The sequence below is a fragment of the Mediterraneibacter sp. 210702-DFI.5.30 genome (genome assembly GCF_020560115.1).
Taxonomy (GTDB): Bacteria; Bacillota; Clostridia; order Lachnospirales; family Lachnospiraceae; genus Mediterraneibacter; species Mediterraneibacter faecis.
This window is the reverse complement of the sequence record NZ_JAJCME010000011.1, coordinates 73504-99354: the sequence shown is the minus strand read 5'-3', so window position 1 is coordinate 99354 and position 25851 is coordinate 73504. Positions and strand designations below refer to the sequence as shown.

Annotated in this window: 30 protein-coding genes and 1 pseudogene; 28 read left to right on the top strand and 3 right to left on the bottom strand. The window is 40.2% G+C overall.

The annotated features are described in order from the left end of the window. Window positions 1-282, top strand: a 282-nt coding sequence (locus tag LI126_RS11665; RefSeq protein WP_227165438.1) for a hypothetical protein, incomplete at its 5' end; no start/stop codon positions are given. Between the two features lie 243 nt (window positions 283-525). Here LI126_RS11665 and LI126_RS11660 read toward each other — a convergent pair. From LI126_RS11660 to LI126_RS11650, 3 genes are all read right to left on the bottom strand, one after another. Beyond that, on the bottom strand, window positions 526-1908 hold the full coding sequence (locus LI126_RS11660; RefSeq protein ID WP_227165437.1) for a restriction endonuclease subunit S: 1383 nt from the start codon (window positions 1906-1908) through the stop codon (window positions 526-528). Next, complete coding sequence (locus tag LI126_RS11655) at window positions 1898-4294, bottom strand: N-6 DNA methylase (RefSeq protein ID WP_227165436.1); 2397 nt, start codon at window positions 4292-4294, stop codon at window positions 1898-1900. Before LI126_RS11655 ends, LI126_RS11660 begins: the two co-directional genes overlap by 11 nt. Window positions 4295-4510: 216 nt before the next feature. Beyond that, window positions 4511-5614 (bottom strand): hypothetical protein, encoded by a 1104-nt coding sequence (locus tag LI126_RS11650; protein WP_227165435.1) that lies wholly within the window; start codon window positions 5612-5614, stop codon window positions 4511-4513. A 266-nt stretch (window positions 5615-5880) separates the two neighbouring features. Between LI126_RS11650 and LI126_RS11645 the strand changes: the two genes are divergently transcribed. The 27 genes and pseudogenes from LI126_RS11645 (at window position 5881) to LI126_RS11520 (ending at window position 25828) form a co-directional block, all read left to right on the top strand. Then, window positions 5881-6057 (top strand): excisionase family DNA-binding protein, encoded by a 177-nt coding sequence (locus LI126_RS11645; RefSeq protein WP_072523206.1) that lies wholly within the window; start codon window positions 5881-5883, stop codon window positions 6055-6057. A 32-nt stretch (window positions 6058-6089) separates the two neighbouring features. Continuing rightward, the gene (locus LI126_RS11640; RefSeq protein WP_227165434.1) at window positions 6090-6443 is read left to right on the top strand and encodes a hypothetical protein; all 354 of its coding nucleotides are present in this window, start codon (window positions 6090-6092) and stop codon (window positions 6441-6443) included. Between the two features lie 182 nt (window positions 6444-6625). Next, a complete protein-coding gene (locus tag LI126_RS11635) occupies window positions 6626-6886 on the top strand; it encodes a hypothetical protein (protein WP_227165433.1) in 261 nt (86 codons plus the stop codon). Between the two features lie 3 nt (window positions 6887-6889). Then, on the top strand, window positions 6890-7180 hold the full coding sequence (locus LI126_RS11630; RefSeq protein WP_227165432.1) for a hypothetical protein: 291 nt from the start codon (window positions 6890-6892) through the stop codon (window positions 7178-7180). A gap of 19 nt (window positions 7181-7199) precedes the next feature. Further along, window positions 7200-7505, top strand: a complete 306-nt coding sequence (locus LI126_RS11625; RefSeq protein ID WP_227165431.1) for a hypothetical protein — start codon at window positions 7200-7202, stop codon at window positions 7503-7505. Window positions 7506-7518: 13 nt separating this feature from the next. Continuing rightward, window positions 7519-8457: a phage major capsid protein gene (locus tag LI126_RS11620; protein ID WP_227165430.1), complete on the top strand. Its 939-nt coding sequence runs from the start codon at window positions 7519-7521 to the stop codon at window positions 8455-8457. Between the two features lie 267 nt (window positions 8458-8724). Then, window positions 8725-8934, top strand: coding sequence for an excisionase (locus tag LI126_RS11615; protein ID WP_227165429.1), 210 nt, complete (start codon window positions 8725-8727; stop codon window positions 8932-8934). Between the two features lie 318 nt (window positions 8935-9252). Continuing rightward, window positions 9253-9951, top strand: a pseudogene (locus tag LI126_RS11610) (integrase DNA-binding domain-containing protein); the annotation flags it as partial. Window positions 9952-10250: 299 nt separating this feature from the next. After that, window positions 10251-11036 carry a ParA family protein gene (locus LI126_RS11605; protein WP_024720798.1) on the top strand — a complete coding sequence of 262 codons (786 nt, stop codon included), beginning with the start codon at window positions 10251-10253 and terminating at the stop codon, window positions 11034-11036. Next, a complete protein-coding gene (locus LI126_RS11600) occupies window positions 11026-11931 on the top strand; it encodes a ParB/RepB/Spo0J family partition protein (protein WP_024720797.1) in 906 nt (301 codons plus the stop codon). Before LI126_RS11605 ends, LI126_RS11600 begins: the two co-directional genes overlap by 11 nt. Then, entirely contained in the window at window positions 11928-12062 is a 135-nt protein-coding gene (locus LI126_RS15730) for a hypothetical protein (RefSeq protein ID WP_255420280.1), read from the top strand. The genes LI126_RS11600 and LI126_RS15730 overlap by 4 nt, the downstream gene beginning before the upstream one ends. A gap of 4 nt (window positions 12063-12066) precedes the next feature. Then, entirely contained in the window at window positions 12067-12228 is a 162-nt protein-coding gene (locus LI126_RS11595; RefSeq protein WP_164468309.1) for a hypothetical protein, read from the top strand. Further along, window positions 12225-12536 carry a DUF6050 family protein gene (locus LI126_RS11590; protein WP_022068206.1) on the top strand — a complete coding sequence of 104 codons (312 nt, stop codon included), beginning with the start codon at window positions 12225-12227 and terminating at the stop codon, window positions 12534-12536. Before LI126_RS11595 ends, LI126_RS11590 begins: the two co-directional genes overlap by 4 nt. 131 nt (window positions 12537-12667) lie before the next feature. After that, window positions 12668-13066, top strand: a complete 399-nt coding sequence (locus LI126_RS11585; protein WP_008688044.1) for a hypothetical protein — start codon at window positions 12668-12670, stop codon at window positions 13064-13066. 13 nt (window positions 13067-13079) lie between these two features. Then, window positions 13080-13478 (top strand): single-stranded DNA-binding protein, encoded by a 399-nt coding sequence (locus LI126_RS11580; protein WP_005344165.1) that lies wholly within the window; start codon window positions 13080-13082, stop codon window positions 13476-13478. 13 nt (window positions 13479-13491) lie between these two features. Beyond that, window positions 13492-13884 (top strand): hypothetical protein, encoded by a 393-nt coding sequence (locus LI126_RS11575; protein WP_008688048.1) that lies wholly within the window; start codon window positions 13492-13494, stop codon window positions 13882-13884. Continuing rightward, window positions 13877-14755, top strand: coding sequence for a replication initiator protein A (locus LI126_RS11570; protein WP_024728267.1), 879 nt, complete (start codon window positions 13877-13879; stop codon window positions 14753-14755). Before LI126_RS11575 ends, LI126_RS11570 begins: the two co-directional genes overlap by 8 nt. 9 nt (window positions 14756-14764) lie before the next feature. Further along, a complete protein-coding gene (locus LI126_RS11565) occupies window positions 14765-15583 on the top strand; it encodes a replication initiator protein A (protein WP_024720795.1) in 819 nt (272 codons plus the stop codon). After that, window positions 15583-16377: an ATP-binding protein gene (locus LI126_RS11560; protein ID WP_024720794.1), complete on the top strand. Its 795-nt coding sequence runs from the start codon at window positions 15583-15585 to the stop codon at window positions 16375-16377. The genes LI126_RS11565 and LI126_RS11560 overlap by 1 nt, the downstream gene beginning before the upstream one ends. A gap of 82 nt (window positions 16378-16459) precedes the next feature. Further along, on the top strand, window positions 16460-16951 hold the full coding sequence (locus tag LI126_RS11555; protein WP_024720793.1) for a PcfB family protein: 492 nt from the start codon (window positions 16460-16462) through the stop codon (window positions 16949-16951). Then, a complete protein-coding gene (locus LI126_RS11550; RefSeq protein WP_227165428.1) occupies window positions 16948-18834 on the top strand; it encodes a VirD4-like conjugal transfer protein, CD1115 family in 1887 nt (628 codons plus the stop codon). Before LI126_RS11555 ends, LI126_RS11550 begins: the two co-directional genes overlap by 4 nt. Window positions 18835-18957: 123 nt before the next feature. Beyond that, entirely contained in the window at window positions 18958-19173 is a 216-nt protein-coding gene (locus LI126_RS11545; protein WP_017144663.1) for a Maff2 family mobile element protein, read from the top strand. A 12-nt stretch (window positions 19174-19185) separates the two neighbouring features. Next, on the top strand, window positions 19186-20055 hold the full coding sequence (locus LI126_RS11540) for a VirB6/TrbL-like conjugal transfer protein, CD1112 family (protein ID WP_118383792.1): 870 nt from the start codon (window positions 19186-19188) through the stop codon (window positions 20053-20055). Between the two features lie 23 nt (window positions 20056-20078). Then, window positions 20079-20543, top strand: coding sequence for a PrgI family protein (locus LI126_RS11535; RefSeq protein ID WP_227165427.1), 465 nt, complete (start codon window positions 20079-20081; stop codon window positions 20541-20543). Then, window positions 20425-22881 carry a VirB4-like conjugal transfer ATPase, CD1110 family gene (locus LI126_RS11530; protein ID WP_227165426.1) on the top strand — a complete coding sequence of 819 codons (2457 nt, stop codon included), beginning with the start codon at window positions 20425-20427 and terminating at the stop codon, window positions 22879-22881. Before LI126_RS11535 ends, LI126_RS11530 begins: the two co-directional genes overlap by 119 nt. Before the next feature lie 16 nt (window positions 22882-22897). Beyond that, window positions 22898-23008: a hypothetical protein gene (locus tag LI126_RS11525; protein WP_008688066.1), complete on the top strand. Its 111-nt coding sequence runs from the start codon at window positions 22898-22900 to the stop codon at window positions 23006-23008. An 18-nt stretch (window positions 23009-23026) separates the two neighbouring features. Next, window positions 23027-25828 (top strand): CD1108 family mobile element protein, encoded by a 2802-nt coding sequence (locus LI126_RS11520; RefSeq protein ID WP_227165440.1) that lies wholly within the window; start codon window positions 23027-23029, stop codon window positions 25826-25828. Window positions 25829-25851 lie beyond the last annotated feature (23 nt).

Here is a 25851-nt window from a genome sequence, read left to right as displayed (position 1 = left end):
AAGTGCTTTTACACGAGCACTTTCGCTGTGAATTCAACTAACAATGGAAAGAACCTGTTGAGCGTTTACATACTTGGTCATAACTTACGACCTCCTTTATCTGTATTTACACCCAAGGTGTGTATTTACAGTATAAAGGAAATATATGTAATAGAGCCCGATAAGGTGGCTCTGAATTACCGGAATATATGGCTCTCATTCTCCGGAATGGTGGCTCTCAAAGTCCGGACAGGTGGCTCAGAGAGCCCCGGAATAATCACGAGTACAAAGAGAAGGGGATAAGTATGCCCATATACAAACAAAAAGCAGGAATCATAGTTTTATAAATGCTTACGATTTCTGCTCTTTGCTAAACTACGGTTTCGACTACTAAGGCTCATGGGCGGAATCTGGATAAAGGCAAAGGTGTGGGGGAGAAATCCTTAGTAGTAAGGGACTACTAAGCGATGGCACACATACAAAACTTTGAACATAAAAAGCCACAATTGTTGGTAGGGAGACTACCGGGATTGTGGCTTTTTTAGTTTAAGAGAATATTTCTTTTTCGAAATCTACGGCTGCCTCGATTTGACATTTAGTGGCTGTATCATAATATATTTGGGCTTCATCTTTTGCATCAAAGAATTTTTTTATTATTTGTTTCTGAATTGGTATAGAGGGAACTGGAAGGCGGATAGCTCCAATTTCGTCACTATTCAAGTTATATTGTCCCCCTCCTTGTCTTCGCATAACTGCAATTTGTTCTCGAACAAGAGGTGTCATAAATAAAATATTTACATACTCAGGTAACACAATAGTTGTGTCAAAACGATATCTGATGAGATAAGATGCATACGTATATGTTTCGTCACTGTTAAAAATAGCGGCTTTGCCTATCAAATCTTTGCTACCATTAGTTCTCGTTATTAAAAAATCTCCTTTACGTAAAATCCACTTTTGAGGCTCTTTTTCAGTTGATGCACAATCTGCAGGCAAATATTTTAATGTTGAAAAATCGAGTTCTCCATTAATCACATTCGACATCCTTAATACAGGAATCATACCATTTTTCTTATCTAAAGAAGCCTTCACTGAAAGTCCAAATAGTGATTCCTTTTGCAAATCGTTAATACAATATTCCTGATACTTAAAACTATTGTATATGGTCTCTAATCGTCCTTTTTTTTGTATATAGTCAACTTCCCACCTTATAGTAGATGTGAAAGGGATAATTTGTAAGATTGACGAACTAGCAGTATTTTTAGTTGTTTTGTTTTTTAAATCTGAAACATCAGCTTGAACACTTAATAACAATCCATCGCTATAATTATTACCCTTCCTGATATTTTCATCTGCTTCATCAAGTTTAGCATGATATGCGTCGAGAATCTGTTGTTGCACGGTCACAGAAGGTATAGGTGCTTTTATAGATGCAAGTTTTTCAAAATGCAATGTTTGTCTAACTGAACCAGTTGTCGAATCCTTGATAAGCTTATTGAAGAAATCACTTTTCATCATCAGCCACAAATATTCAGGTAGAATAGTATCCTTACAACTAAAAACAACATATGCAGGACTTATATAACTACCTTTCAAATTAGGTGTTTTTATTCCTATTGAACCTACATTAATTCGATATGGGTTGTAGGCTAACCAATTATCTTTTACAACATGGTACTTTTGTTTAATTTTGCTTCCTTTTTCAGTAGAACCATCAAACATACCGATTTTATTTGACACGCCTAATATGGTGAATTCTTTGGTAGGCTCATCAGATAGTTGTATTTTTTCTGTTTGATGAATTAAATGTTTTCCTAATTCCTCCACGGGATATTTTGAAAGTATCTTTGCAAAAAAGAACTGTTTCACATCCCATTGGGAAAATGAAGAAAAAGGAACAGTTGAAAGTAGTGCTGGTTTATTGCTCATTCAACACCACCTCCTGACTACCAATATACCTACAATATTTTCCGTCGGTATTCATGGCATAGATTATTTCATTGTTTAAAACTGGCCATAAATTATTCTGTATTCTATAAGCTGAGTATTCATCTACTAACTGCGGTAACTGATTTCCTTCGGATGCAGCACCAGTCGTTGTGATTCCAGCATCATCAATCTTTGCAATAGGAATATCATAATCAAACTTCTTCTTAACAACCGGTTTTGTCTCTTCATCAATCTGCTTATAAAGTTCCTTCAATTCTTTTTCAGCAGTTTTCTTATTTAGCCTATTGTCAGCTTGCTCTTTTTTGATTGTTGTTATTTCTGTCTCAACTGATGTTGTATTTTTCTTGTCCTTCTTTGCCTGCTTAAGCTTTGTCTGTGCCTTCTTAAGGTCATCTTTAAGTGATTCCGTGAGAGCATCTGCTTTAGCAATAGTGGCTTCTAATTTGTCAATTTCTGCTTGGTGTAAAGCTGTTACTTCAGCAAGTGCTTCAGACTTGCAATTTGCATATTTAGATTCTTCATCATTTGTGAATCTTCGCATAAAAACAAGACTTGGTTTTACAGTTGCGCCTGCAGCTATAAATACATCCTGTGGGATAGAGCAAATCAGAATAATTTTTGCTTTTCCTTCAAAATATTCTCTAACAGCCTGCAGGTTTTTATTGTTTAGAACGCCTTCTGGGAGTACCATCCCCATACGACCTCCTTTTTTTAGAAGTCGTAAGCATCTTTCCATAAATAAAACTTCTGTCAGTGTAGAAGTATTACCTAAATCGTAAAGAGATAGTAATGACTCGCCGATATGGTCATCAACCTGCTTTAGGGCTTCATCGTAAGCTGCACCATATTTTTTCTTATATTTTTTCTTCATTTCTTCGTCAGTGAATTTATCTGCTTCTGAAATGAGCTGACCTCTATCCACATTCTGACCAAAAGGTGGATTTGTTAAGATAACGTCAAATCTCTCTTCAAAAATACCATTAACATTAAGCAACCCGTCATGATGATGCACACCACCATGACCATCGCCATGCATAATCATGTTCATTTTAGATGTACGAGCCATACGTGGATTAGCATCTGTACCATAAATGCAATTCCTAGAAAGCTGATACATTCGACTACCCTCAATGCCAGTATCTAATTCAGTATTTAGTGCTGCTTGCATTTTATCTATGGAATGACTTATCTTTACTTGTTTATCTTCTGGAAGAGCATCGTAGTCATTCCCTTCAATGGAAAGTCTTAAAGAATCCTTTTTTGAACGGATATCTGCCTCTATTTTTTCTCTTACATATTCAAAAGCCTTAATTAAGAATCCGCCAGAGCCACAGGTAGGGTCACAAATTACCTCACCCTCTTGAGGGTCAAGAATCTCTGTCATAAAATCAACGATAGTTCTAGGGGTGAAGAACTGTCCTAATTCGCCTCTGAATGTTGTTCCGAGGAATTCTTCGAATGCTATTCCTTTAACGTCATCTTGCGTATCGGATAGATTAAATGTTTCAAGTTTCTCCAAGATTTGAATGAAACTATTCTCTCTGATATTTATTTCGTCTTTATCATCAAATAATCTGTCATCTTTAAAGAACTCTTTGGTAGTTCTAAATAAAAACTGCATGTAAGAGAGTGCGTATAAGTCAGTGCCCTTTAGACCCGGTCTGACATTTTTTTCGTGATTTTGGGCAGCATCAAGGTATTCCTGTTTTGTGAATACTTTCATACCCTTATTGTCACGCTCGAATCTAATTTTCATGAAAAGTAGTTTGCTGATTTCGTCAAACGCAGCCTCTGGAGATAGCTTATCATTATTCCTAATTATGCTATGACAAGCGCGTAACGTCTTTGTGAATTCATCACGTGTAAAAAGCTTGGTTTGATTTTTGATTTGTTCAATTCTTGCAGCATCATCTACATCTTTAGCAGTAGGAATAGCTACAACTTCATCTAATTTTTGAGGTAAATATGCAGGGTCTACATTAAAATATTTTATTTCTTTTTCGTTTGTTGTTACAAAGAATTCTGCATGTGCCCAAGAAGCATAATTAAATCCTTGGTAATAATCTTCAACTCGAATCTTAACATTTTCAGCTTTGCACTCTACTACAATAAAAGCAGCCTTTTTGTCTTTTTTGTCCTGCTCACTTTTCCAAATTACAATATCTGCGCGAGCTTTACCTTGACCACGTTTGGAGTTATTTACTTTAAGTTCCTGATCCATTTGTTCAAGAGAGTATCCATATTTGTTAGCAAGAATAGCGATGTAATATTGACGAACTCTTTCTTCTGGTGTTGATACGTGCCATGCTTTCTTTAAGGGACAATATATTTTCCCGTCTTTTTCTTGTACTTCTAAATCTGCCATTATGTATGTCCTCCTTTACTCCATGGGGGAGTATTATCTCTGTAACTATTTATCCTAAAGACCGATGCCCCCTCACACACGTTTTTTCGCGAAATTGCATAGGGGGGATTCCGGCGTCTTTTAACATATTTTATATAATATCATAGCACATAATTGCATGTAGCTGGCTGACATTAGATACAATAATCTATTTGTCTTTCCGCCAAATCATATAAATTAATGTGCTTTTTTCTTGATTTTTTGAGCCTTTTCAATGGCTTTTCGCTCACGATAGGCTTTTTGCTTTCGGGCATTTCGAACCTTCTGGCATTCTTCGGCATCACAAAATTCCTGTCGGTTACTTTTTCGGATTATGAATTTACCACAGTTCCGACAACGAATCATAATGCCTTCTGGACGATTATCCGATTTACCTTTATCTTCTGGTGCAGGGTCTTCGGAAAGCATTCTTGCAAGTGTCAGCCATGCAATATCAAATACAGAATTAATATCGGTAGAAAATTCTAATCGGTTAGTGCGGGGATCTACCTTTAATTTCATGGTAAATTCCGGAATAATGTCAATAAGTGCATTCCGTAATTCATCGTAATCATCATATGGTATAGTAGCAAATTCTCCGGTTGGAGGTTTTTCTGCCGGATGATTTTTAATGTACTCATTATCAATTCGCATTTCTTCTATGAGATTTCCTTTTGCCTCCCCATAATCTAAGTCATCCGGTATTGCAACGATAGGATGCTTATATTTATCAAAGAAAGAGTAGCCCTCAAAGTATTTTCCTTCTTTGGATAAATCATATGCAGCTTCGTCATCGGCAATACAGACACCTTCAAGAGCAACATAAAACATGACTGCATTATATAATTTTCCGAGGTCATCTAAGAAGTTGTTAATCTCGAATGTTCCGTCTTTTTCTACCATTTCTGCATCGAAGCTATTTATATCAAACGATTCATTCAATTCAGAATAAATGAAATCAATATTATATGGATGCATATTATTTGTACACCATTTCATGATGAGCTGTGTATATGGAATTTTATTATCAAAGCTGTTTATCTGCATTGCCAGATTGCAAAGGCTGGTAAGCAGTCCCTGTCCGGAAAGAAAATCTTCTTTAGGAAAGATGGGTTCATATCCGGGGCGGCAAAATGGTGTTGCACAATAATCATCGCTTTTATCAATATCAAGTTCATATTTCTTGAATCGGAAAGGGTGGTAAATCAGTTGCCCGATACCACCGATTTCTTTAAATCCTAATATATCTGTTGTTTTATCTGCTTCTGATGGAATCGTTTCATCATTCCAGTTTAATGGCATATCATACCTCATTCCAATCGTTAATTCGTAACCGTTAGCGTTACCGTCAGTTTTTGGACTTCGGTTACATTATAGCTTAAAATATTCATGAAAACAATAAAAAGTTACACAAAATGCTGTAACGGATTTGTACCTTGACAATTTCATCCCGTTCTCAATGAACAAGCCTTTGTTACTGCGGGGACTGGTAGCCGCCATGAGCGGTAGCAGAGAAACGACCATTGAAGAGACGAACGCAACAAAATCTACGAAAGGAGCAACATCTTATGGAAAAAACAACTATGAGTGTGCAGGAATTATCTGCACAGATGGGAATCAGCCTGCCAAAGGCATATGAACTGGTAAAGACACCGGGATTTCCGACAATACGAATCGGAGCAAGAATTCTGATTCCGATTGAAGCTTATAAAGAATGGCTTGTAAGAACGTCTATTAACCATTAAATAGAATTGCAGAAAAGGAGGAGGTGAGCAGGATGGGAGATATGACAGTGGATGAATTAAAGGATAAAAATCTGTGGTTTTTATGGTCAGCAAAACCCGGCAAGAATGGGAAAGTTACCAAAGTTCCATTCGCAGCAAACGGAGGAGCTACAGGAACAGATGATGCACATAATGGTACATGGGTATCTTTTGATGATGCAGAATCAGCCAGAAATCAGTTTCGGGCATCGGGGCTTGGCTTGAAGATTCCGAAAGGCTTCTTCTTATTAGATATAGACCATAAGGATATTTCAGATCCATTTGCACAGCTTATGTTATCTCGGTTTTCTTCCTATGTAGAAGTATCTCCAAGTGGCAAAGGGATTCATATTATTGGGTCAGTGTGATATTACAAAACTTCCGGTACATTTTGATGACAGAAGGAAGAGACTTCTTAGCTGAAAAATAAAAAGTTTAATGCAGAAATAAAACGGCATATAAAAAGAGTAATTGTGATTATAAAACCGTGAGAACTGCTACCTCGGAAGATAGAACTGCTACCCACAGAGAAAAGGAAGGAGAGAAGAAGATGACACACAGAATATTTTATGGCACAGACTTCAAGTTGACAGATTCTGATAAGAAGATGTTTTCAAGAGAGGGATATGAATGCAAGGATTTATTGCAGGGAAGGGCAGGATTGCCTGTGGTGGTATCTCAGAAGCAGGATAAGAATTTTCCAATATGGAAAGTGCAGTATGGATTTTCGTGTCTGGTGTTCCCTACTTATGAAGATGCAATGGATTTCTGCAGAGACAGATTTACAAGATTAGATGGAAAGGCGGTGTAGTGGATGCAGATGATAAGATACCATCCTCTGATTGATGGAGATACAGATGGACTGGAAAAGGTACCGATGTTTTTATCAACAGACAAGGAAACAGTACGGCAGAACAGTAGAATGTACCTGTCGGAGATTATTTCCAATTATTACAGGCTTTATTCAAAAGAGCCGATGAGCCAGAATGCTACGGACAGCATAGAAATTCACTGTCCTTTGTGTGGTGCAGTATTAAAGCAGATGGCTCAGAATCATGATGCAAATAAACTTGGTCTGTACACCTGTGATAAGTGCAGACGATAGAACAAAGGAGGATTTTATTATGGTATTTCCATTAACTAAACTGAATAAGGAAGGAACATTGTTGAATGCGTCAAATGCATATTATTCTGAAGAATATGCACAGAGAATGTGCAGTTTATATCTGACGGATGAACTGAGCCGGGATGAGACTGGAAAGATAAAGAAAACGTACAGACTTCATGCGAGCAATGATCATACAGAGGAAATGGCATTTGCGTATGAAATTCATTGCCCGAAGTGTGGCAATCATTTGAAACAGATTGGAAGACAGCTGACATTAAATACACTTGGACTTTATAAATATCCTGTGTGTGATAGAAATTAAGGAGGAGAAAAGCATGATTAGCAATACACAGATTACGGCACAGCCAGAATATGATATTCAGTTCTGGAATGCGATGAGAAACAAAGAGGCGAGAGAGGATATTCTTGCAAAGGGTAGGGATATTAGTACAGGAACTTACAGTATGCCGACTGTTGCAGCCGGAAAGGTTATGAATGAAATTGAAAAGGAATCTGATTTCAGAAAGATAGCGACAGTTATTCGTGCATATAAAAATGGTTATAGAATCTTTGCGAAGGATTGTAAGGATAAAGCGGAATTTGTAGCGGAGGGAGCTGCAATTCCAGTATATGAAAGTGCAGGAGATTTCAATGAAAAAACGATTGAAAGCTATAAGCTGGCATCTATCGTTACATTGGATGAGGATTTTGTAAATGACGCAGGATTTGATATTGAAAAGTATCTGACACAAAAGCTTGGAAAGTCATTTGGAAAAGCTGAGGATAACGCATTTATTAATGGAACCGGAGCAGATGAACCTACTGATATTCTTCATGATACAGATGGAGCAGAAACAGCACTGGCAGTAGAAACACTGACTTATGATGATGTGATTTGTTTATATTTTAGTGTTGATAAAGAATATAGAAGAAATGGTATCTGGCTTATGAATGATAAAACAGCACTTGTACTCAGAAAACTGAAGGATAATAATGGCAATTATTTGTGGAATCAGGCAAATGATACAATTCTTGGCAAACAGGTTATTATTTCTGAATATATGCCGGATATCGAAACTGGTACTAAGCCGATTGCATTTGGTGACTTTTCATATTACTGGATTGTAGGAAGAAAGCCTGTGACGGTAAGAACATTGTTGGAAAAATTTGTACTGTATGATCAGATTGGATATCTTGCATTTGAGTTCCTTGACGGAAAACTTGTAAGAAATGAAGCAATCAAGGTTATCCAGATGGCAGATGCAGGGAAATAAGCATAGAATTGTTTGATTTTATTTCTATCATCTTGAATGGGATATATGCCCCTTGTATGGTATTTAGCTGTATTGGGGGTTAATACCCCGTTTAAATTCGCAGTTTTTGTGCGTGAAGGGGCGGCACCGTTGCCCGGCATAAAAGGTGACAGAGATTTAGACCGCCCCTGGGGGCAAATATCACAGAATCAGAGCGAAAATGACAAAAAAGAAAAAATAGTACAAAGGAGTTAGCTGTGTGACCACCTTGTCGGAAGGAGAGATACTATGAATGCAGAAAGCAATGAAATGCTTCCTGTTAGTGAGAAGTATATGATCACCATCAAGGAGGCAGCAGCTTATTTTAATATTGGTATAAAGAACCTGAGAAGAATTGCAGAGGATAACCTTGGAACGGCGGCGGTGTACTGTGGAAACCGAATCCTCATTATCCGCCCGAAGTTCGAAGAATTTATTCTTAATTCTTCAGAAATATAGTTCCTTTTATCTGCCGAAAGTAGTTGCTATTACAGGGTATAAGAGCGAACATAGGATGACCCCGAAAACCCTTGAAAACAGCCACTTTTGGCAGAAAGGAAGTCCTTTTATGGCAAGACCAAGTTTAGCAGAAAAGGATATTTTGAATCCTTCTTAGGCAATTGAATATTTTGTTTTGAGCCGGAGAAAATTTTACGATTTATTGAATAATACGGATGGGGAAGATTTTCTGGCATATTACGGAGAACGCAAGCTGATTCTTCGTGTAGCCTTTGAAAGGTATCTGCGTAACCATCCAGAACTAAGGAGGCGGGTATAATGGCAAAGGCAGGAAGAGGACAGACAAGGCGAGACTCCAAACGCAGAGTATTAAGACCGGGAGAAAGCATAAGAGCAGACGGAAAATATCAATATAAATATCACATTGATGGAAAACCACATTTTGTATACAGTTGGAAACTAGAGCCTACGGACAAACTTCCAAAGGGCAAGAAGCCATGCCTCTCCCTTCGTGAATTGGAAAAACAGGTAAACACAGATTTGGATTTGCTTGTAAATATCGTAGACGGACAGATGACTGTCTGTGAACTGGTAGACCGATATTTGAAAACAAAGACAGGAGTAAGGCAAAGCACAAAACAGGGATATGTTACAGTACAGAGATTACTTGCAAAGGAAGCATTTGACAAAAAGACGATACGAAGTGTGAAAACATCCGATGCAAAGCTGTTCCTTATCAAATTGCAGCAAGAGGATGGGAAAAGCTACAGTTCCATTCATACCATCCGGGGAGTGCTGCGCCCGGCCTTTCAGATGGCGGTGGATGATGACATTCTGGTAAAGAATCCATTTGGATTTCAGCTTGCCGGAGTATTGGTAAATGACGCAGTCACAAGAGAGGCAGTCACAAAAGAGCAGATGAGAAAGTTCCTAAAGTTTGTGCATGACGATGTGGTGTACTGTAAATACTATGAAGTAGTGTACATATTATTTCATACAGGAATGCGAATATCGGATGATGATGATAAAATAAGACTAAATCAACGGAAACCCAGTAAATACAAGGGGTTGAGTCGATTTGGTCCTGAAAAAAACTTGCAACGAATCAACAAATTTATGAAGGAAAGGCCTACCTTTTATAAAAAACTTATTCAGATGAAAGAAAATTTCCGCTTTTATCTGAGATGCTTTTACTGTATCACGAAAGTGGTGATATTACAATTTAATAGCGAAAAACAGGACCGAATTAGCTCGTAATGGATGAAAATCTGTTTAGCTGATTCGGTCATTTTTATTGATTGAAAGGTGATGAAAAAATGGCTAGAATTATTTCTATTGTAAACCAAAAAGGGGGAACGGGAAAATCCGCATGTACAGCTAATTTAGCAGTAGGATTGGCACAAAAGAATATGAAAGTGTTGATTGTAGATGCAGATCCACAGTCTGATGTATCCGCAGGATTTGGATATCGTGATTGTGATGAAAGTAATGAAACACTTACAGCTCTTATGGATACAGTAATGAAAGATGAAGATATTCCTTCAGACTGTTATATCAGGCATCAGGCAGAAGGAATAGACATTATCTGTTCTAACATTGGACTGGCAGGTACGGAAGTACAGTTGGTAAATGCAATGAGCAGGGAATATGTATTGAAACAGATTTTATATGGTATCAAGGATCAATATGATGCAATTATCATTGATTGTATGCCATCATTGGGAATGATCACAATCAATGCACTGGCTGCATCAGATGAAGTACTAATTCCGGTTGAAGCGTCTTACCTGCCAATCAAAGGATTGCAGCAGTTATTAAAAACGATCGGTAAGGTCCGTAAGCAAATCAATCCGAAGCTGCAAGTCGGTGGAATTCTGTTTACGATGGTGGATGCTCATACGAATGATGCCAGGAATAATATGGAACTTCTCAGAAATGTATATGGAAGTCAAATTAATATCTTTGATAATTATATTCCATTTTCCGTAAGAATGAAGGAGGCAGTCAGAGAAGGACAGAGTATTTTCTCTTATGATCCGAAAGGCAAAGCTACAGAAGCTTATCGGAGAGTGACGGAGGAGGTGCTGAAAGATGCCATCTAAAAAAAGAGCAACACCCATTTCCTTACAGCCGCTTGATGCGTTGTTTGGAACAAGCGAAGAGACAACCAATGGAATCAGTGAGATAGCAATAGGAAGCCTTCATCCGTTTCCAAATCACCCATTTCAAGTAAAAGATGATAAGAAAATGGAGGAATTGTCTGAAAGCATTACACAATATGGCGTGTTGGTTCCCGGTATTGTGCGGTTGAGAGAGTCCGGTGGTTATGAGCTTGTAGCTGGTCATCGGCGAAAACGAGCATGTGAACTTGCAGGATTAGAGAAAATGCCGGTTATCATCAAAGATATTACAGATGACGAAGCGACGGTGATCATGGTAGATTCCAACATTCAGCGAGAAGAGCTACTAATCAGCGAAAAGGCATTCGCTTATAAAATGAAATATGAGGCGTTAAAGCGTCAGGGGAAACGGTCTGATTTAACTTCTTGCCAAGTTGGCAAGAAGTTAGCGGCGGAAGAAGTCAGTCAGAATACAGGAGATAGTTCCAGACAGATTCTTCGATATATTCATCTGACAGAGTTGATCGCAGAGTTTTTAGAATTGGCAGACGAGAAGAAGCTTCCCTTTAATACAGCTGTTGAAGTTTCCTATTTGAGAACTGAAGAGCAGCAGATATTACTTCAGTATATGCATAATCACAATATAGTACCGTCCATGAAGCAGGCAAAGGAATTGAAACAGATTTCAAAAGAACGGATGTTGACGTATTCAGAGATTGACCAGATTTGCATGAATGAAAGTATTGAAAAAGTTCAGGTGCAGATTCCGGCGAAGAAATTGAAACAATATTTTCCAGAGACATATACAAAGACTCAGATGGAAGAAATTATATTTATGCTTCTGGCATCGTGGGCAGAAAGAGAGGGTAAAGAATGAACAATGAAGATATGGCAAGTAGAATACAAGTCTATCTGAAAAAGATAGAAAAGATACGTGTTAAACGGATAAAAAGAGAGAAATTTAAACATTTGTTGAAAACATTAGGATTATCAGCAGGAAGGAAGTGAAAGTATGGCTTTAAAAATTGTACGAAGATATGATGCGAACGGAAGGGAGCTTACGGAGAAAGATCTGGAAACCTTTCGATTGGATTCTCCTGTGGTTAGAGAAATACTGGCAAACCTTAATCGGGAGGTGGCGGAAGGAATCAGACAGAGGGAGAAAAAAAGATGACGATTGAAGATGTAATTAAAAAATCAATTCTGCCACTGGCATTTATGGTATTCTGGTTTTGGATGACAAAAACAATTATGAAGGTCAGTGGGCAGACGGATTGGTTCTGGTGGGTATTTATTGCCGGACTTCCATTTGGAATACATAAAATGCGGTTGATTCTAATTCCGAGAGGAATGGATACCACAGCAACACTTGGGATGGCTGCATTAAGTGTCATTATTGGAGCATTGATTGGAAGCATCATGATTCCAGTGTATGTGATCAGAGCGATATACGTGTTTATACGGTATGTCATTGGAAAATAGAATATTAGATTGATAAGAGGCAGGCTTGCGAAAATAAAAATCGTAAGTCTGCCTCTTTTTTTGTGCTTAAAAACAGGCAATTCAGGGGAATTCCCTTTTGCAAATATATATATTCTTGGAGGATTTTTAAGATGAGAGAGCGAATTGAAAGTAAGCATGTAACAAAGGAAATCAAAAGTCAGATGCCAGTGATTCCGGTGGCAATTGTTAAAGAAAGAGGCTGTACGTTCTGCCCATATTATCTGGGCAATTATGAGAAACAGCCACGCTGTATGATGAAAACCTGTGCCTGGGATGATGAAAATGAACGTTTCCATCCAGTTCTTCGTGAACTGATCCCATTTTACAAAGAGAAGATGGAAAAAGCAGAAGAAAAATTCCTGGCAATGAAAAAGATTTACACAACACTGTTAGGAATGTTTGCCGATGAAATGAAGCAGGAAGAGTTGGAAAAAGATGAATGTTACGGATGTGCCTATGGAAAATGTGGACCATGTATCGGTATCTGTTACAAATCAATGAAAGCATAGGAGGGGTAAGCCAATGAATACAACAGTTATTTCCGGGCGATTAGTAAGAAATCCCGGATACAACGAAGTGGAGAATGAAAAAGGACTTCATAAGATTGCCAAGTTTGTTCTGGCAGTCAGAAGAAATTATTCCGATGAAGTCAGTTTCATTCCGGTAAAGGCTTTTGCAAAGAAAGCAGAATTTGCCAGAGATTATCTGATGCAGGGAACGAAGGTCATGGTGGAAGGCGAGATTGTCACAGGTAATTATGAAGATAAGGATACTGGGAAAAAGATCTATACCACCGAAGTGTATGCAAACCGGATTGAATTCGCAGGTGCAAAAATGGTTGACAGACCACCGTTTCCAGAAGATGCGGAAGGGTTCTTAGAGATCCCAGAGGGTATGGAAGAAGAAATGCCGTTTAGATAGAGGAGGATAAAAGATGGTTTCAGTAGATCAGGCGTATATGGTAGGGCATATGAAAAATGCCGATGGAAGTATCAACAACAAAAATGTAGTGCTGTCAGCAGCATGTGAAGCAGCGGAACTGTTCCAGTGCATGATGGCAGTAAATCAGAAACTGGAGGACTGGCAGAGATTTAATCACACCTTGGAGATGCATCTTAGAAGTGTGGAATGTGAGAAAATCCATGATATCTGTCAGGCAGTATACGGAATGAAACATCCGTCCAATGAACTGGAAGGATTGTATCTGGCAAGAGAGGATGAACAGATATGCCTGCTGTACTATCAGGTGTTTGTAGGGATGCTGGAAATCAATATTAATTCAGCCGAAGTGCTGTACAAACAGAAGGAGGAAACAATCAATGAGTAAGATGGAGTATATGCCGGTAGATTGTCTGCAGGTGCCAAAGGTGCTGTTTCAGATGGAAAAATACAAAAATCTGTCAAATACAGCAAAGATTCTATACAGCTTATTTCTGGATCGTTTGAAATTTGCGGTGCAAAATGGCTGGGTAGATCATAACGGGAATCTGTTTGTTATCTATCCCAAAAGTGAAATAAAGAAAGACCTGAATACGACTCGGTATGGAGTAGATCAGGCAGTACAGGAACTGGTTCAGGTTGGTAAACTGGTGCGTATCATTCCAAACAATGGAAAGGCGAACCACTTTTATATCAATGGTATTTATGAAAATGAGATGGAGGAAGAATCAATGATGACATTAGATACTATCATGGCAAATATGCCGCTGGCTGAAAGAGAAATTATTATGGATAAGATGGTGAAAGCATCCAGAGATATTTTTGAAACTATTGCGGATATGGGATATATTGATCAATATGAAACGTCTTTAACTGCAATGGAAAAGCGAGGATACCAGGATGAGCTTGGAGAGATGGATATTGATCAAATTAAGGCTGATGGATATGAGTTTGGTATGGATCTTGCATTTGGAATTCTGGAGGAAAATGAAAATAATCCTGCTCGTGTGTTAGATATCCAGAAATATGTGAACAGACAGTATGAAAGCTGTTCAAAAAAGAAGTTTATGAAGGTCCTGGAAACCCTTGTTCATGCGATGGGGAATGATGAAGGCTTTATTGGTGATATGTATGCTTGTAACAAGAAGGCCAGAAATTATTATTTGGACGAAATGATTCAATCATTCAATTTTGTATTTGATGAGATGTGCCATGGTACAGGCAGTGCAGCAAATTGTGATTTTGATGTAGAAGAGTAGGAAAATATTATGGCAGATTTTGAATATTTCAGAGCAGAAGAATCTGACCAGTTTTCTTTTTTTCGGATACCAAAAGCTCTGTTCACAGAAAAAGAGTTTGCAAGCCTGTCCACAGACGCAAAGCTCCTTTATGGAATTCTGCTTGATCGAATCAGCCTGTCCAAGAAAAATGGCTGGATTGACAGTGAGGGTTATGTCTATATCATTTACACGATCGCAGAATTGCAGGAGCTGTTGCGAATGTCGCATACGACAGTGACAAAGCTTCTATATGAGCTGGATAGTGTGCATGGGATTGGATTGATCGAGCGGTATCGGCAGGGGAATAATCGTCCCTCTGTCATATATGTGAAAAATTTTGTAAAACGGAGTAGAGGAAAGCCAGTAAGATACTTTGTTTCTGGAATGCCAGAAACTGGAAATCCAGACTGCAAAGAATTGGAAATCCGGATTGCAAGAAACTGGAAGTCCGGAACGCAAAAAAATAGAAGTCCGGACTGCAAGAATCTGGATGGAAGTAATACTAAGATAAATAAGACTGAAAAGAATCATACTGATAAGAGTAAGGGCAATACACCCGCTTTGGAAGAAAAATTCAGTCAATATGGTAGATTTAAAAATGTTGTTCTGTCGGAAGCTGAACTGCAGGAGTTGATGACGCTATTTCCATGGGATTACCAGAAACGGATTGATCATCTTTCTGTTTATATGAAATCCAGTGGAAAAGAGTATCAAAACCATTTTGCAACAATCTGTCTTTGGGCAGAAAGGGATGGAACCAGGATAGGAATGGATAAATATGAATTTCAGGAAGGAGAAAGCCTGTGATGGAAAACAAAGTAACAGCAGATTATCTGGACGAAGAGGGATGTCTTCATTGTGGCACCTGTGGAAAAAGAAAACAGATGAAAGTCAGTCTGATGGGTTTTGAGCATGTAGTGTCCTGTTTGTGCGAATGCGAGGTAAAAGCCAGGCAGGAACTGGATGAGAAGATGCAGCGGGAAGAAGAACAGCGGCAGCTTTATCAGAGAAAATCCGTCGGACTTCGGGAAAGAAGATTCTGGGAATGGAAATTTGAAAATGACAATGGAAGCAACCAGAAGATACTAATCGCCAGGCAGTATGTAGAAAACTGGACAGATATGAAGAGAAAAAATGTAGGATTGCTTTTGATGGGACCGGTTGGAACCGGGAAGAGCTTTTTTGCAGGCTGTATTGCAAATGCACTTTTGGAACAGGGAGAACGTGTCATGATGACAAACTTTTCCAGGATTTTAAATGAAATGACCAGCTATCAGGCAGATAAGAACCAGATTATACAAAATCTTGTGGATTATCCGCTGCTGATTATTGATGACTTGGGAATAGAACGAAATTCCGAGTTTGCTTTGGAGCAGGTCTATAATGTGATAGACAGCCGCTATTGTAAAATGCTTCCGCTGATCATAACAACGAATCTGGGACTGAATGAAATGAAGTCCACAGATTTGGATACTGCCCATCAGCGTATTTACAGTAGAATACTTGAAATGTGTGTTCCCATCTATTGTGGTGGAGAAGATAAGAGAAAAGAAGAAGGGACAGAAAAACTCGTACAGGTGCAGAACCTGATTACCGGTTAATCTGTCTTTTTTCATTAAAGGGGGTGATTGCCATGATTACAGATTTGGACAGCAGTTGAATCGCTGAAAGGAGGGAAAAGTCATGCAGGAAGAGGTAACTCAGAAAACGGTCACGTTCTGTATTCGGGCTACTAAGATTACGGCAGACCTGTTGAAAAAGGTTCTTGTTGCGTATCTGCGTCATCAGAAGCAGAAATCAGTAGAGAAGAAAGCACAGAAAAATCAGCCGAAACAGGGAAAGGTCACGGTAAAAGAGCTGGCAAAACAGAATGCCGGGATGGTCAATATCGAGATCACGGACAAAAATATCAAGTCCTTTGAACGGTATGCCAGAAAATATGGGATCAATTATGCTCTGAAAAAAGACAAGAGCAAAGAGCCGCCGGTTTATCTGGTATTTTTCAAGGGACGTGATCAGGATGCCCTCAATGCTGCTTTCCGTGAGTTTTCCCAGAAACAGATTCAAAAAGCGAATAAACCTTCCATTCATAAGCGTCTTGCAGCTTACCGGGCAATGATGCCAAAGAAGACGAAGGACAAAGTAAAGAGCCGACATCAGGAACAGAGCCGATGAAGAAACAAAACGGCAATAATCTGATGCAGAAGTGGAAGAATAAAGCTGGGGTCAGGCTGTCCGCCCTGGATAAAAAGAAACTGGTTCTTACGAATCTTCCCTATGTTCTGACCGCTTTTTATGCGGATCGAGCATCCTGCCTATACAGGAGCAGTCCCGGAGAAGATATAGGGAACAAACTGTTATATGCGATGGAACATGCAGATCGGATTTTTACAGGGATTCTGTTGAGTTTTGACCTGAGAGATCTATTGGTTGGAGTTACTGTCGCAGTTGTTTTGAAACTATTAGTTTGGCAGAAACAGTCAGATGCAAAGAAACTTCGGAAAGGAATCGAGTATGGTTCAGCCAGATGGGGAACTGCAGAGGATATCAAGCCTTATATGTCAGATGATCCCTGGATGAATATTCCGTTGACAGCAACAGAAGCACTGACTATGGAGAGCAGACCAAAGCAGCCGAAGTATGCGAGAAATAAAAATATCGTGGTCATCGGTGGCAGTGGTTCCGGAAAGACACGATTTTTTGTAAAGCCGTCGGTCATGCAGATGAATTGTTCCATGGTCATTACAGATCCGAAAGGTACTCTGATCGAAGAGTGCGGGAAGATGTTAGCAAAGGGACCGCCTAAGAAAGATAAGAATGGAAATATTATGAAAGATAAATCTGGAAAAGTGGTTCATGAGCCATATGTGATTAAGGTTCTGAATACCATCAATTTTTCCAAATCGCTTCATTACAATCCATTTGCTTATATACGGTCTGAAAAAGATATCCTGAAGCTGGTGACAACAATCATTGTGAATACCAAAGGCGAAGGGGAAAAAGTTTCCGAAGATTTTTGGGTGAAAGCAGAGAAATTGCTGTACACAGCACTGATTGCTTTTATCTGGTATGAAGGGGATGAAGAGGAAAAGAATCTGAATACCCTTCTGGATCTTTTGAACGAAAGCGAAACCCGTGAAGAGGATGAAACTTATCAGAATCCGGTGGATATGATGTTCCAGGAACTGGAAGAAAGAGATCCGCAGCACTTTGCGGTCAGACAGTATAAAAAATATAAAATGGCGGCTGGAAAGACAGCGAAAAGTATTTTGATATCCTGTGGAGCCAGACTTGCCCCATTTGATATCGCAGAACTTCGTGAGATCATGTCTTACGATGAAATGGAACTGGATAAGATCGGAGACAGGAAAACAGCCTTGTTCTTGATTATGTCCGACACAGATACAACCTTTAACTTTGTGATTGCCATGTTACAGTCACAGCTTTTCAATCTGCTTTGCGATAAGGCAGATGATGAATATGGTGGAAGACTTCCGGTGCATGTGCGTGTCATCGCTGATGAGTTTGCCAACATCGGACAGATTCCTCAGTTTGACAAGCTGATTGCAACCATACGAAGCAGGGAAATCTCTGCTTCTATTATTTTGCAGTCCCAGAGTCAGTTAAAGGCAATGTATAAGGATAGTGCAGATACCATTCTGGGCAACTGTGATACCACACTATTCCTTGGTGGAAAAGAGAAAACTACCTTAAAGGAAATGAGTGAGCTTCTGGGGAAGGAAACCATTGACCTGTATAACACTTCGGAGACGAGGAGTAATCAGAAGTCCTTTGGATTGAATTACCAGAAAACAGGCAAACAGCTGATGACGGAAGATGAGATTGCAGTCATGGATGGAGGAAAATGTATCCTGCAGATCCGTGGTGCCAGACCATTTTTCTCGGATAAATATGATATCACGAAACACAAAAACTATCGGCTTCTTGCAGATGAAAACGAGAAGAACCGGTACAAAGTAGAGAAAGAGTTAAATCCGCAGTACACACCGAAACCCGAAGAAGAGGTGGAAGTGATTCATGTAGAACTGTCGGAGTAACCTTGGGAATGAACGAAAAATAATGAGGAAAGGAATAACTGACATTAGGTGCGCCGGCTTTTTAGTCGGTGTTTTTTCATTCCCGTAAACACCTGAAAGAAGTCAGTTTTGGTTTATGAATATATGGCATTTTTTAGCAGTGCAATTACAACTTTAAAAACTCTTGTAGTCGCAATCGGCGCAGGTCTTGGTGTGTGGGGTGTCGTAAACCTTCTGGAAGGATATGGAAATGACAATCCCGGCGCTAAGAGCCAGGGCATCAAACAGCTGATGGCTGGTGCCGGAATCATGCTGCTGGGAACTACCCTGATTCCACAGCTGGCAACATTGTTCTCTTAAGAGGAGTGGTAGATGAACACCATCATTGAGAGAATTACGGAAGCGATAAAGGATATCCTGATTGGACTTATCAAGTCATGTTTGGATAACATGTTCACGTCTGTCAATGAGCAGGTGGGAACCATAGCCGGGCAGGTGGGACAGACACCGCAGGGATGGAATGCAGGGATTTTTAATCTGATTCAGAATATATCCCAAACGGTGATTGTCCCCATTGCGGGACTGATCATCACCTTTGTCCTGTGCTATGAATTGATCACGATGGTAACACAGAAAAACAATTTCCATGAATTTGAGACTTATAACATTTTCCTCTGGATCTTCAAAGCGTATGTAGCCATTTATCTGGTGACAAATACGTTCAATATCACGATGGCGGTCTTTGATGTTGGCCAGCATGTGGTCAACAATGCCGCCGGGGTGATATCAGGAAACACTGCGGTGGATGCAACAGAAGCAATTTCACGGATTGTGGATGCCCTGGAGGATATGGAGTTAGGGGATTTGTTCCTGCTATCCATGGAAACGATGTTGATCAGTGTTACCATGCACATTCTGTCAATTATCATTACGGTAATCTTGTTCGGAAGAATGATAGAAATTTACCTTTATACTTCCATAGCACCAATTCCGTTTGCCACCATGACCAATAAGGAATGGGGCAATATCGGAAACAACTATTTAAAAGGCTTGTTCGCACTGGCATTTCAGGGATTCTTCATGATGGTCTGTGTGGGAATTTATGCAGTTTTAGTAAATGCAATGACCATATCCAGTGATCTTCATGCAGCTATGTTTTCAGTAGCGGCTTATACCGTGATTCTTGCATTTTCATTATTCAAGACCGGAAGCCTTAGCAAATCTATATTCAATGCCCACTAGCGGGCAGGAAAGGAGCGCATACCATGGCGTATGTACCAGTACCAAAAGACCTTACCAAGGTCAAAACAAAAGTAGCATTAAATCTGACAAAGCGGCAGCTGATTTTCTTTTCACTTGCCGCAGTTGTGGGAATTCCGTTTTATCTGTTCATGAGAAAACCAATCGGTTCCAGTATTGCTGCCATTTTGATGGTAACGATCATGCTTCCGTTTTTCTTCATGGCAATGTATGAAAAAGACGGACTTCCCTTTGAAAAAGTGGTGGCAAATATCATTCGACAGAAGTTTATCTGTCCGGCAGTAAGACCATATAAGACAGAAAATTTTTATCAGGAGATTTCCACCCTTGTAAAAAAGGAGGGTGTGCTGGATGGCAAAAAAGACAAAGCAGGAGACTCAGCAGGAGCGTCTGTCCCTGGCGGAAAAAAGAAACCGTCAGGAAAGAAGAAACAAAAAAAGCAGAAAAGAAAGAGAACAGGAAAAGCGTAAGAAGAAACAGGAACGGGACCGCAGGAAACAGAAAAGCATTCCTACAACTGCACAGCAGAGTATTCCGTATATTCGGATGTTGCAGGATGGTATCTGCCAGGTGACAAAGACCTTTTTCTCCAAGACGATTCAGTTTTACGACATCAATTATCAGCTTGCTTTAAACGAGGATAAGACCACGATATTTGAGAATTACTGTGATTTCTTAAATTACTTTGATTCTTCCATCAGTGTGCAGCTGTCCTTCATCAATCAGCAGGTGGATGTGGCAGAATTTGAAAAAAGCATTGATATTCCGGATCAGAACGATGACTTCAATGCCATTCGTGAAGAGTACCGTACTATGCTGAAAAATCAGCTTTCCAAGGGAAATAATGGTCTGGTAAAGACGAAATATATCACTTTTGGAATCGAAGCAGAAAGTCTGAAGGTAGCAAGACCAAGGCTTGAAAGAATCGAAACAGATATCTTAAATAACTTTAAGGTTCTGGGAGCACAGGCACATTCTTTGAATGGACTGGAAAGGCTGGAGATTATGTATCATGTGTTCAACCAGGATCGGATCGAACCATTTAAGTTCCAGTACAAGATGCTACCAGAAACCGGATTAAAGACCAAAGATTTTATTGCACCGACTTCCTTTAACTTTTCCAAGAATCAGACATTTTTGATGGGAAGAACGATGGGAAGTGTAAGTTACCTGCAGATTCTTGCACCGGAGCTGACAGACCGGATGCTTGCAGATTTTCTGGATGTAGATGACAGTATTAATGTCAACATCCATATCCAGTCTATTGACCAGAGTTCAGCGATCAAGATGATCAAGAGCAAGATTTCAGATTTGGATAAGATGAAGATCGAAGAGCAGAAACGAGCGGTACGTTCCGGTTATGATATGGACGTGCTTCCATCGGACCTTGTGACTTATGGAGAAGAAGCGAAGAACCTGCTGGAAGATCTGCAGTCCAGAAATGAGCGAATGTTTCTTGTGACGGTTCTGGTTATGAATACCGCAAAGAAGCGTCAGAAGCTGGATAATAATATTTTCCAGGTACAGGGAATCGCACAGAAATATAACTGTTCCTTAAAACAGCTGGATTATCAGCAGGAAGCAGCACTCATGTCCTGTATTCCGCTTGGAGTCAATCGAATTGAAATTCAGAGAGGGCTTACCACATCATCAACCGCAATCTTTGTGCCATTTACGACACAGGAACTGTTTCAGGAAGGGGAAGCTCTTTATTATGGATTGAATGCGTTATCCAATAACATGATCATGGTTGATCGGAAACGCCTGAAGAACCCAAATGGACTGATTCTTGGTACACCAGGTTCTGGTAAGTCATTTTCAGCAAAGAGGGAAATTACGAACTGTTTTCTGATTACGGAAGACGATATCATTGTCTGCGATCCAGAAGCCGAGTATTCGGCACTTGTGCAGGCGCTGCATGGACAGGTGGTTCGGGTTTCACCGGTATCTGACCAGTATATCAATCCGATGGATCTGAACCTGAATTATTCCGAGGAAGACAATCCGCTGTCATTAAAAGCAGATTTTATTTTATCTCTGTGTGAGTTGATTGTTGGTGGAAAGAATGGACTGGAGCCGGTAGAAAAAACGATTATTGACCGTTGTGTTCGGTTAGTATATCAGGAATACCTTGCCGATCCAATACCGGAGAAGATGCCAATCCTGGAGGACTTATACAACCTTCTGAGAAAACAGGAAGAGCCAGAAGCACAGCGACTGGCCACTTCATTGGAGATCTATGTTACAGGTTCTTTGAATGTATTTAACCATCAGACGAACGTGGATATCAATAACCGTATTGTCTGCTTTGACATCAAAGAACTTGGCAAACAGCTGAAAAAGATTGGGATGCTCGTAATCCAGGATCAGGTCTGGAACAGGGTAACGATGAACCGTTCTGCCCATAAGTCCACCAGATACTATGTGGATGAGTTCCATCTTCTTTTGAAGGAAGAGCAGACTGCAGCTTATAGTGTGGAAATCTGGAAGAGATTTCGTAAATGGGGTGGTATTCCAACTGGTATCACCCAGAATATTAAGGATTTGTTGTCTTCCAGGGAGATAGAGAATATATTTGAAAATTCAGATTTTATTTATATGCTCAACCAGGCTTCCGGTGACCGGCAGATTCTTGCAAAACAGCTGAATATCTCACCAACCCAGCTGTCCTATGTAACCAACAGTAATGAGGGGGAAGGACTTCTGTTCTATGGAAATGTCATTATTCCATTCGTAGACAGATTCCCGAAGAATTCCCTCTATAAAATCATGACAACCCGCTTGGAGGAAACTTCCGAAGCAGGTTAAATCAAAGGAGAAGACAATGTTACGAGCAATTTCATATGTATTAACTTTTAGTGGCGGTGCTGTATTTGGCATCGCTTTTCTCTGTTTATTACAGGCAGGGAAAGGGTATCCGAAGAAGGAGGAGTAATCAGTGGCAGAACAGAGAATGAAAGTCAGGGATAAGAAGGTCCAGAAGATGACCAAAGATGGTCTGGTGGAAGAAAACCTGACGGATAAATCTTCTGTTCGTGTCAGTAACCGTGCCAGTGATGTGCAGATGGGAATAAAACAGGGGGAAAAAGCAGAAAACCTTGTGGATAAGTCTCCCCGCCAGTCTGAACGGAGTGGGAAAAATATTCGACCCTCTGTGCAAAAATCCAGGGATGCACCGGAACTGATACGGACAGAGAAGCAAAGTGAGGATTTGGGACAGAGTAGTAAACAGCAAAATAGAAAAAGAATCCGTGCTGAAGTCGGAAAAGAATCCAGACTTGCAGAAAAATCCGAAGCCGGACAGTCAGGGAGACTGAAAGAAAAACGTGCTGATCTATCAGAAAACAGAGGAGACAGCCGGAGAAATCAGACAGGTGGCAGCAAAAAGCCAAAACAAAAACAACGTTTGAAGTTTGCTTATGAGGAAACTGGTACTTCTGTGAAAAATGACAAAGATATGGAGAAATTGAACCAGATGGATACGGATGGAGTCAATTTCCGTCATCAGAAACAGAAGGAAAAAGCCAAAAAGTTTTCTTATGAGGAAGCAAGAAAGAAAAAGGAAGCAAAGCAGCATTCCAAGAAGGCACAGGTTTATCAGGCAAATGAAGGAGAGGGTTCTGGAAAGAAGAAATCCCGCCTGAAGTTTGGGGAAGGGGAATCTGTGAAAACAGAAAAAGCTTTTGTTGTTAAGAAAGCAGGAAGTGCAACTTCCGCAGCATTGCACCGTGAGATCAGTAAAAATGAAGACGATAATGCGGCAGTAGAAGGTGCCTATAAGTTGGAAGAAGGCTGCGAAGGTATTTACCGGCTGGAACAGAGAAGTGCCAGACGAAGGAAACAGAGGGCTTCCAGAAAGAGAAGCAGACTGGAGAGACAGGCAGAGAAACAGACACAGGCGGCAGCCCGTCAGGAGCAGAAGAAGCTAAAAAAACAGATTCAGAAGCAACAGATCAAACGGGATTATGCCAAAGCAAAGCGAAGTGAACAGACCGTAGGTACAGCTACAAAAGGTACGATTGATTATATCAAGAAGATTGGCGGCAAAGTCACCAACTTCTTTAAAGAAAACCGGAAGGTGTATATCAGTGTGGCAGTTCTGATCGGATTGATGTTTCTGATTATAACGAATGTCACGTCATGCTCTGCAGTGTTTTTACAAAATGTGATCACTTACACGGGAACCAGTTATCTGTCATCGGATCAAGCAATCCGGGAAGCGGAACTGTATTATACACAGCTGGAAGCTAATCTGCAGGAGCGGATTAACAACATGGAGTCTGAAGAACCGGGACATGAGGAATACCGATATAACATCGGACCTATTGAGCATGATCCGTTTATCCTAATCAGTTATCTGTCAGCAAAGTATGAGGAGTTTACTTTTGAACAGGTCAAGCCTGAACTGGATGCATTGTTTGCAGAGCAATATCATCTGACTACTGAAGCAGTCAATGAAACTGTGACAGAGACAGCAACAGTAAGAGTTGGAGAATCGTTGGGACAGGTTGTAACAAGCGGATATTGTAACTGTCCAATCTGTTGTGGTATTTGGAGTGGAGGACCGACTGCCAGTGGAGCATATCCAACAGCCAATCATACCTTAGCAGTAGATGCTTCCAATCCGTTTGTTCCAATGGGAACAAAGGTGGTCATGAATGGTGTCGAATATACGGTAGAAGATACCGGAGCTTTCGCAAGATACGGTGTACAGTTTGATGTCTATTATGACAGTCATGCGGCAGCATCCGCACATGGTCATAAGACCTGGGAATGCTATCTGGCAGATGATAATGGAAGCCAGGAAGTGGAAGTGACCAGGACAAGAGATGTAGATGTGCTGAATGTCACCTTAAACAGCGGAAATCTGATGTCGATCTGTCAGGACAGGCTGGGATTTTTCCAGAAAGAACTGTTCAGTGCCTACAACGATACAAAAGGCAACTTGCAGATGTTTGCGACACCGGTTGATTTTAACTGGTATTCCAGTGTGACCAGCTATTATGGATACAGGATTCACCCGATTTCTGGAGCTAATCAGTTACACAATGGCATGGATATCGGGGCACCGGAAGGAACAAAAGTGATGGCAGGACTGACAGGAACAGTTACAACTTCTGCTTATAACGACAGTTATGGCAATTATGTTGTAATCAAGGACAGTAAAGGCTATGAACTACGGTATGCACATTTAAGCAGCCGGAGTGTATCTGCAGGAGCATCCGTCACGAAAGGTGATGAGATAGGTCTTGTAGGAAATACTGGAAATTCCACAGGAAGCCATCTTCATATTGAACTTCTGAAAAATGGAGAGCGGTTAAACCCGATCTTTTATCTGGAAACTGGAGAAGGAGCAGGCTTTGGCGGCAATGAATATACCAGTGAAGCAGCACAGCGTTTGTTAAATGAAGCAGCGAGATATCTCGGAACACCGTATGTGTGGGGTGGATATTCCCCAAGTGGATTCGATTGTTCCGGATTTGTAAGCTACTGTCTGACAAACTCTGGTGTAAGGAATACAGGAAGACTAACAGCACAGGGACTGTACAACATTTGTACACCAGTATCCCAGTCGGAGGCACAGCCGGGAGATTTGATCTTCTTTACTGGAACTTACGACGCAGGGGAGCCGGTAACGCATATCGGAATCTATGTAGGCAATGGTCAGATGATCCATTGTGGACATCCGGTGCAGTATACGTCCATCAATTCCCCATACTGGCAGAGCCATTTCTATGGATTTGGACGATGGTAAGAAAAAAGGGCGGCTGCATCAGC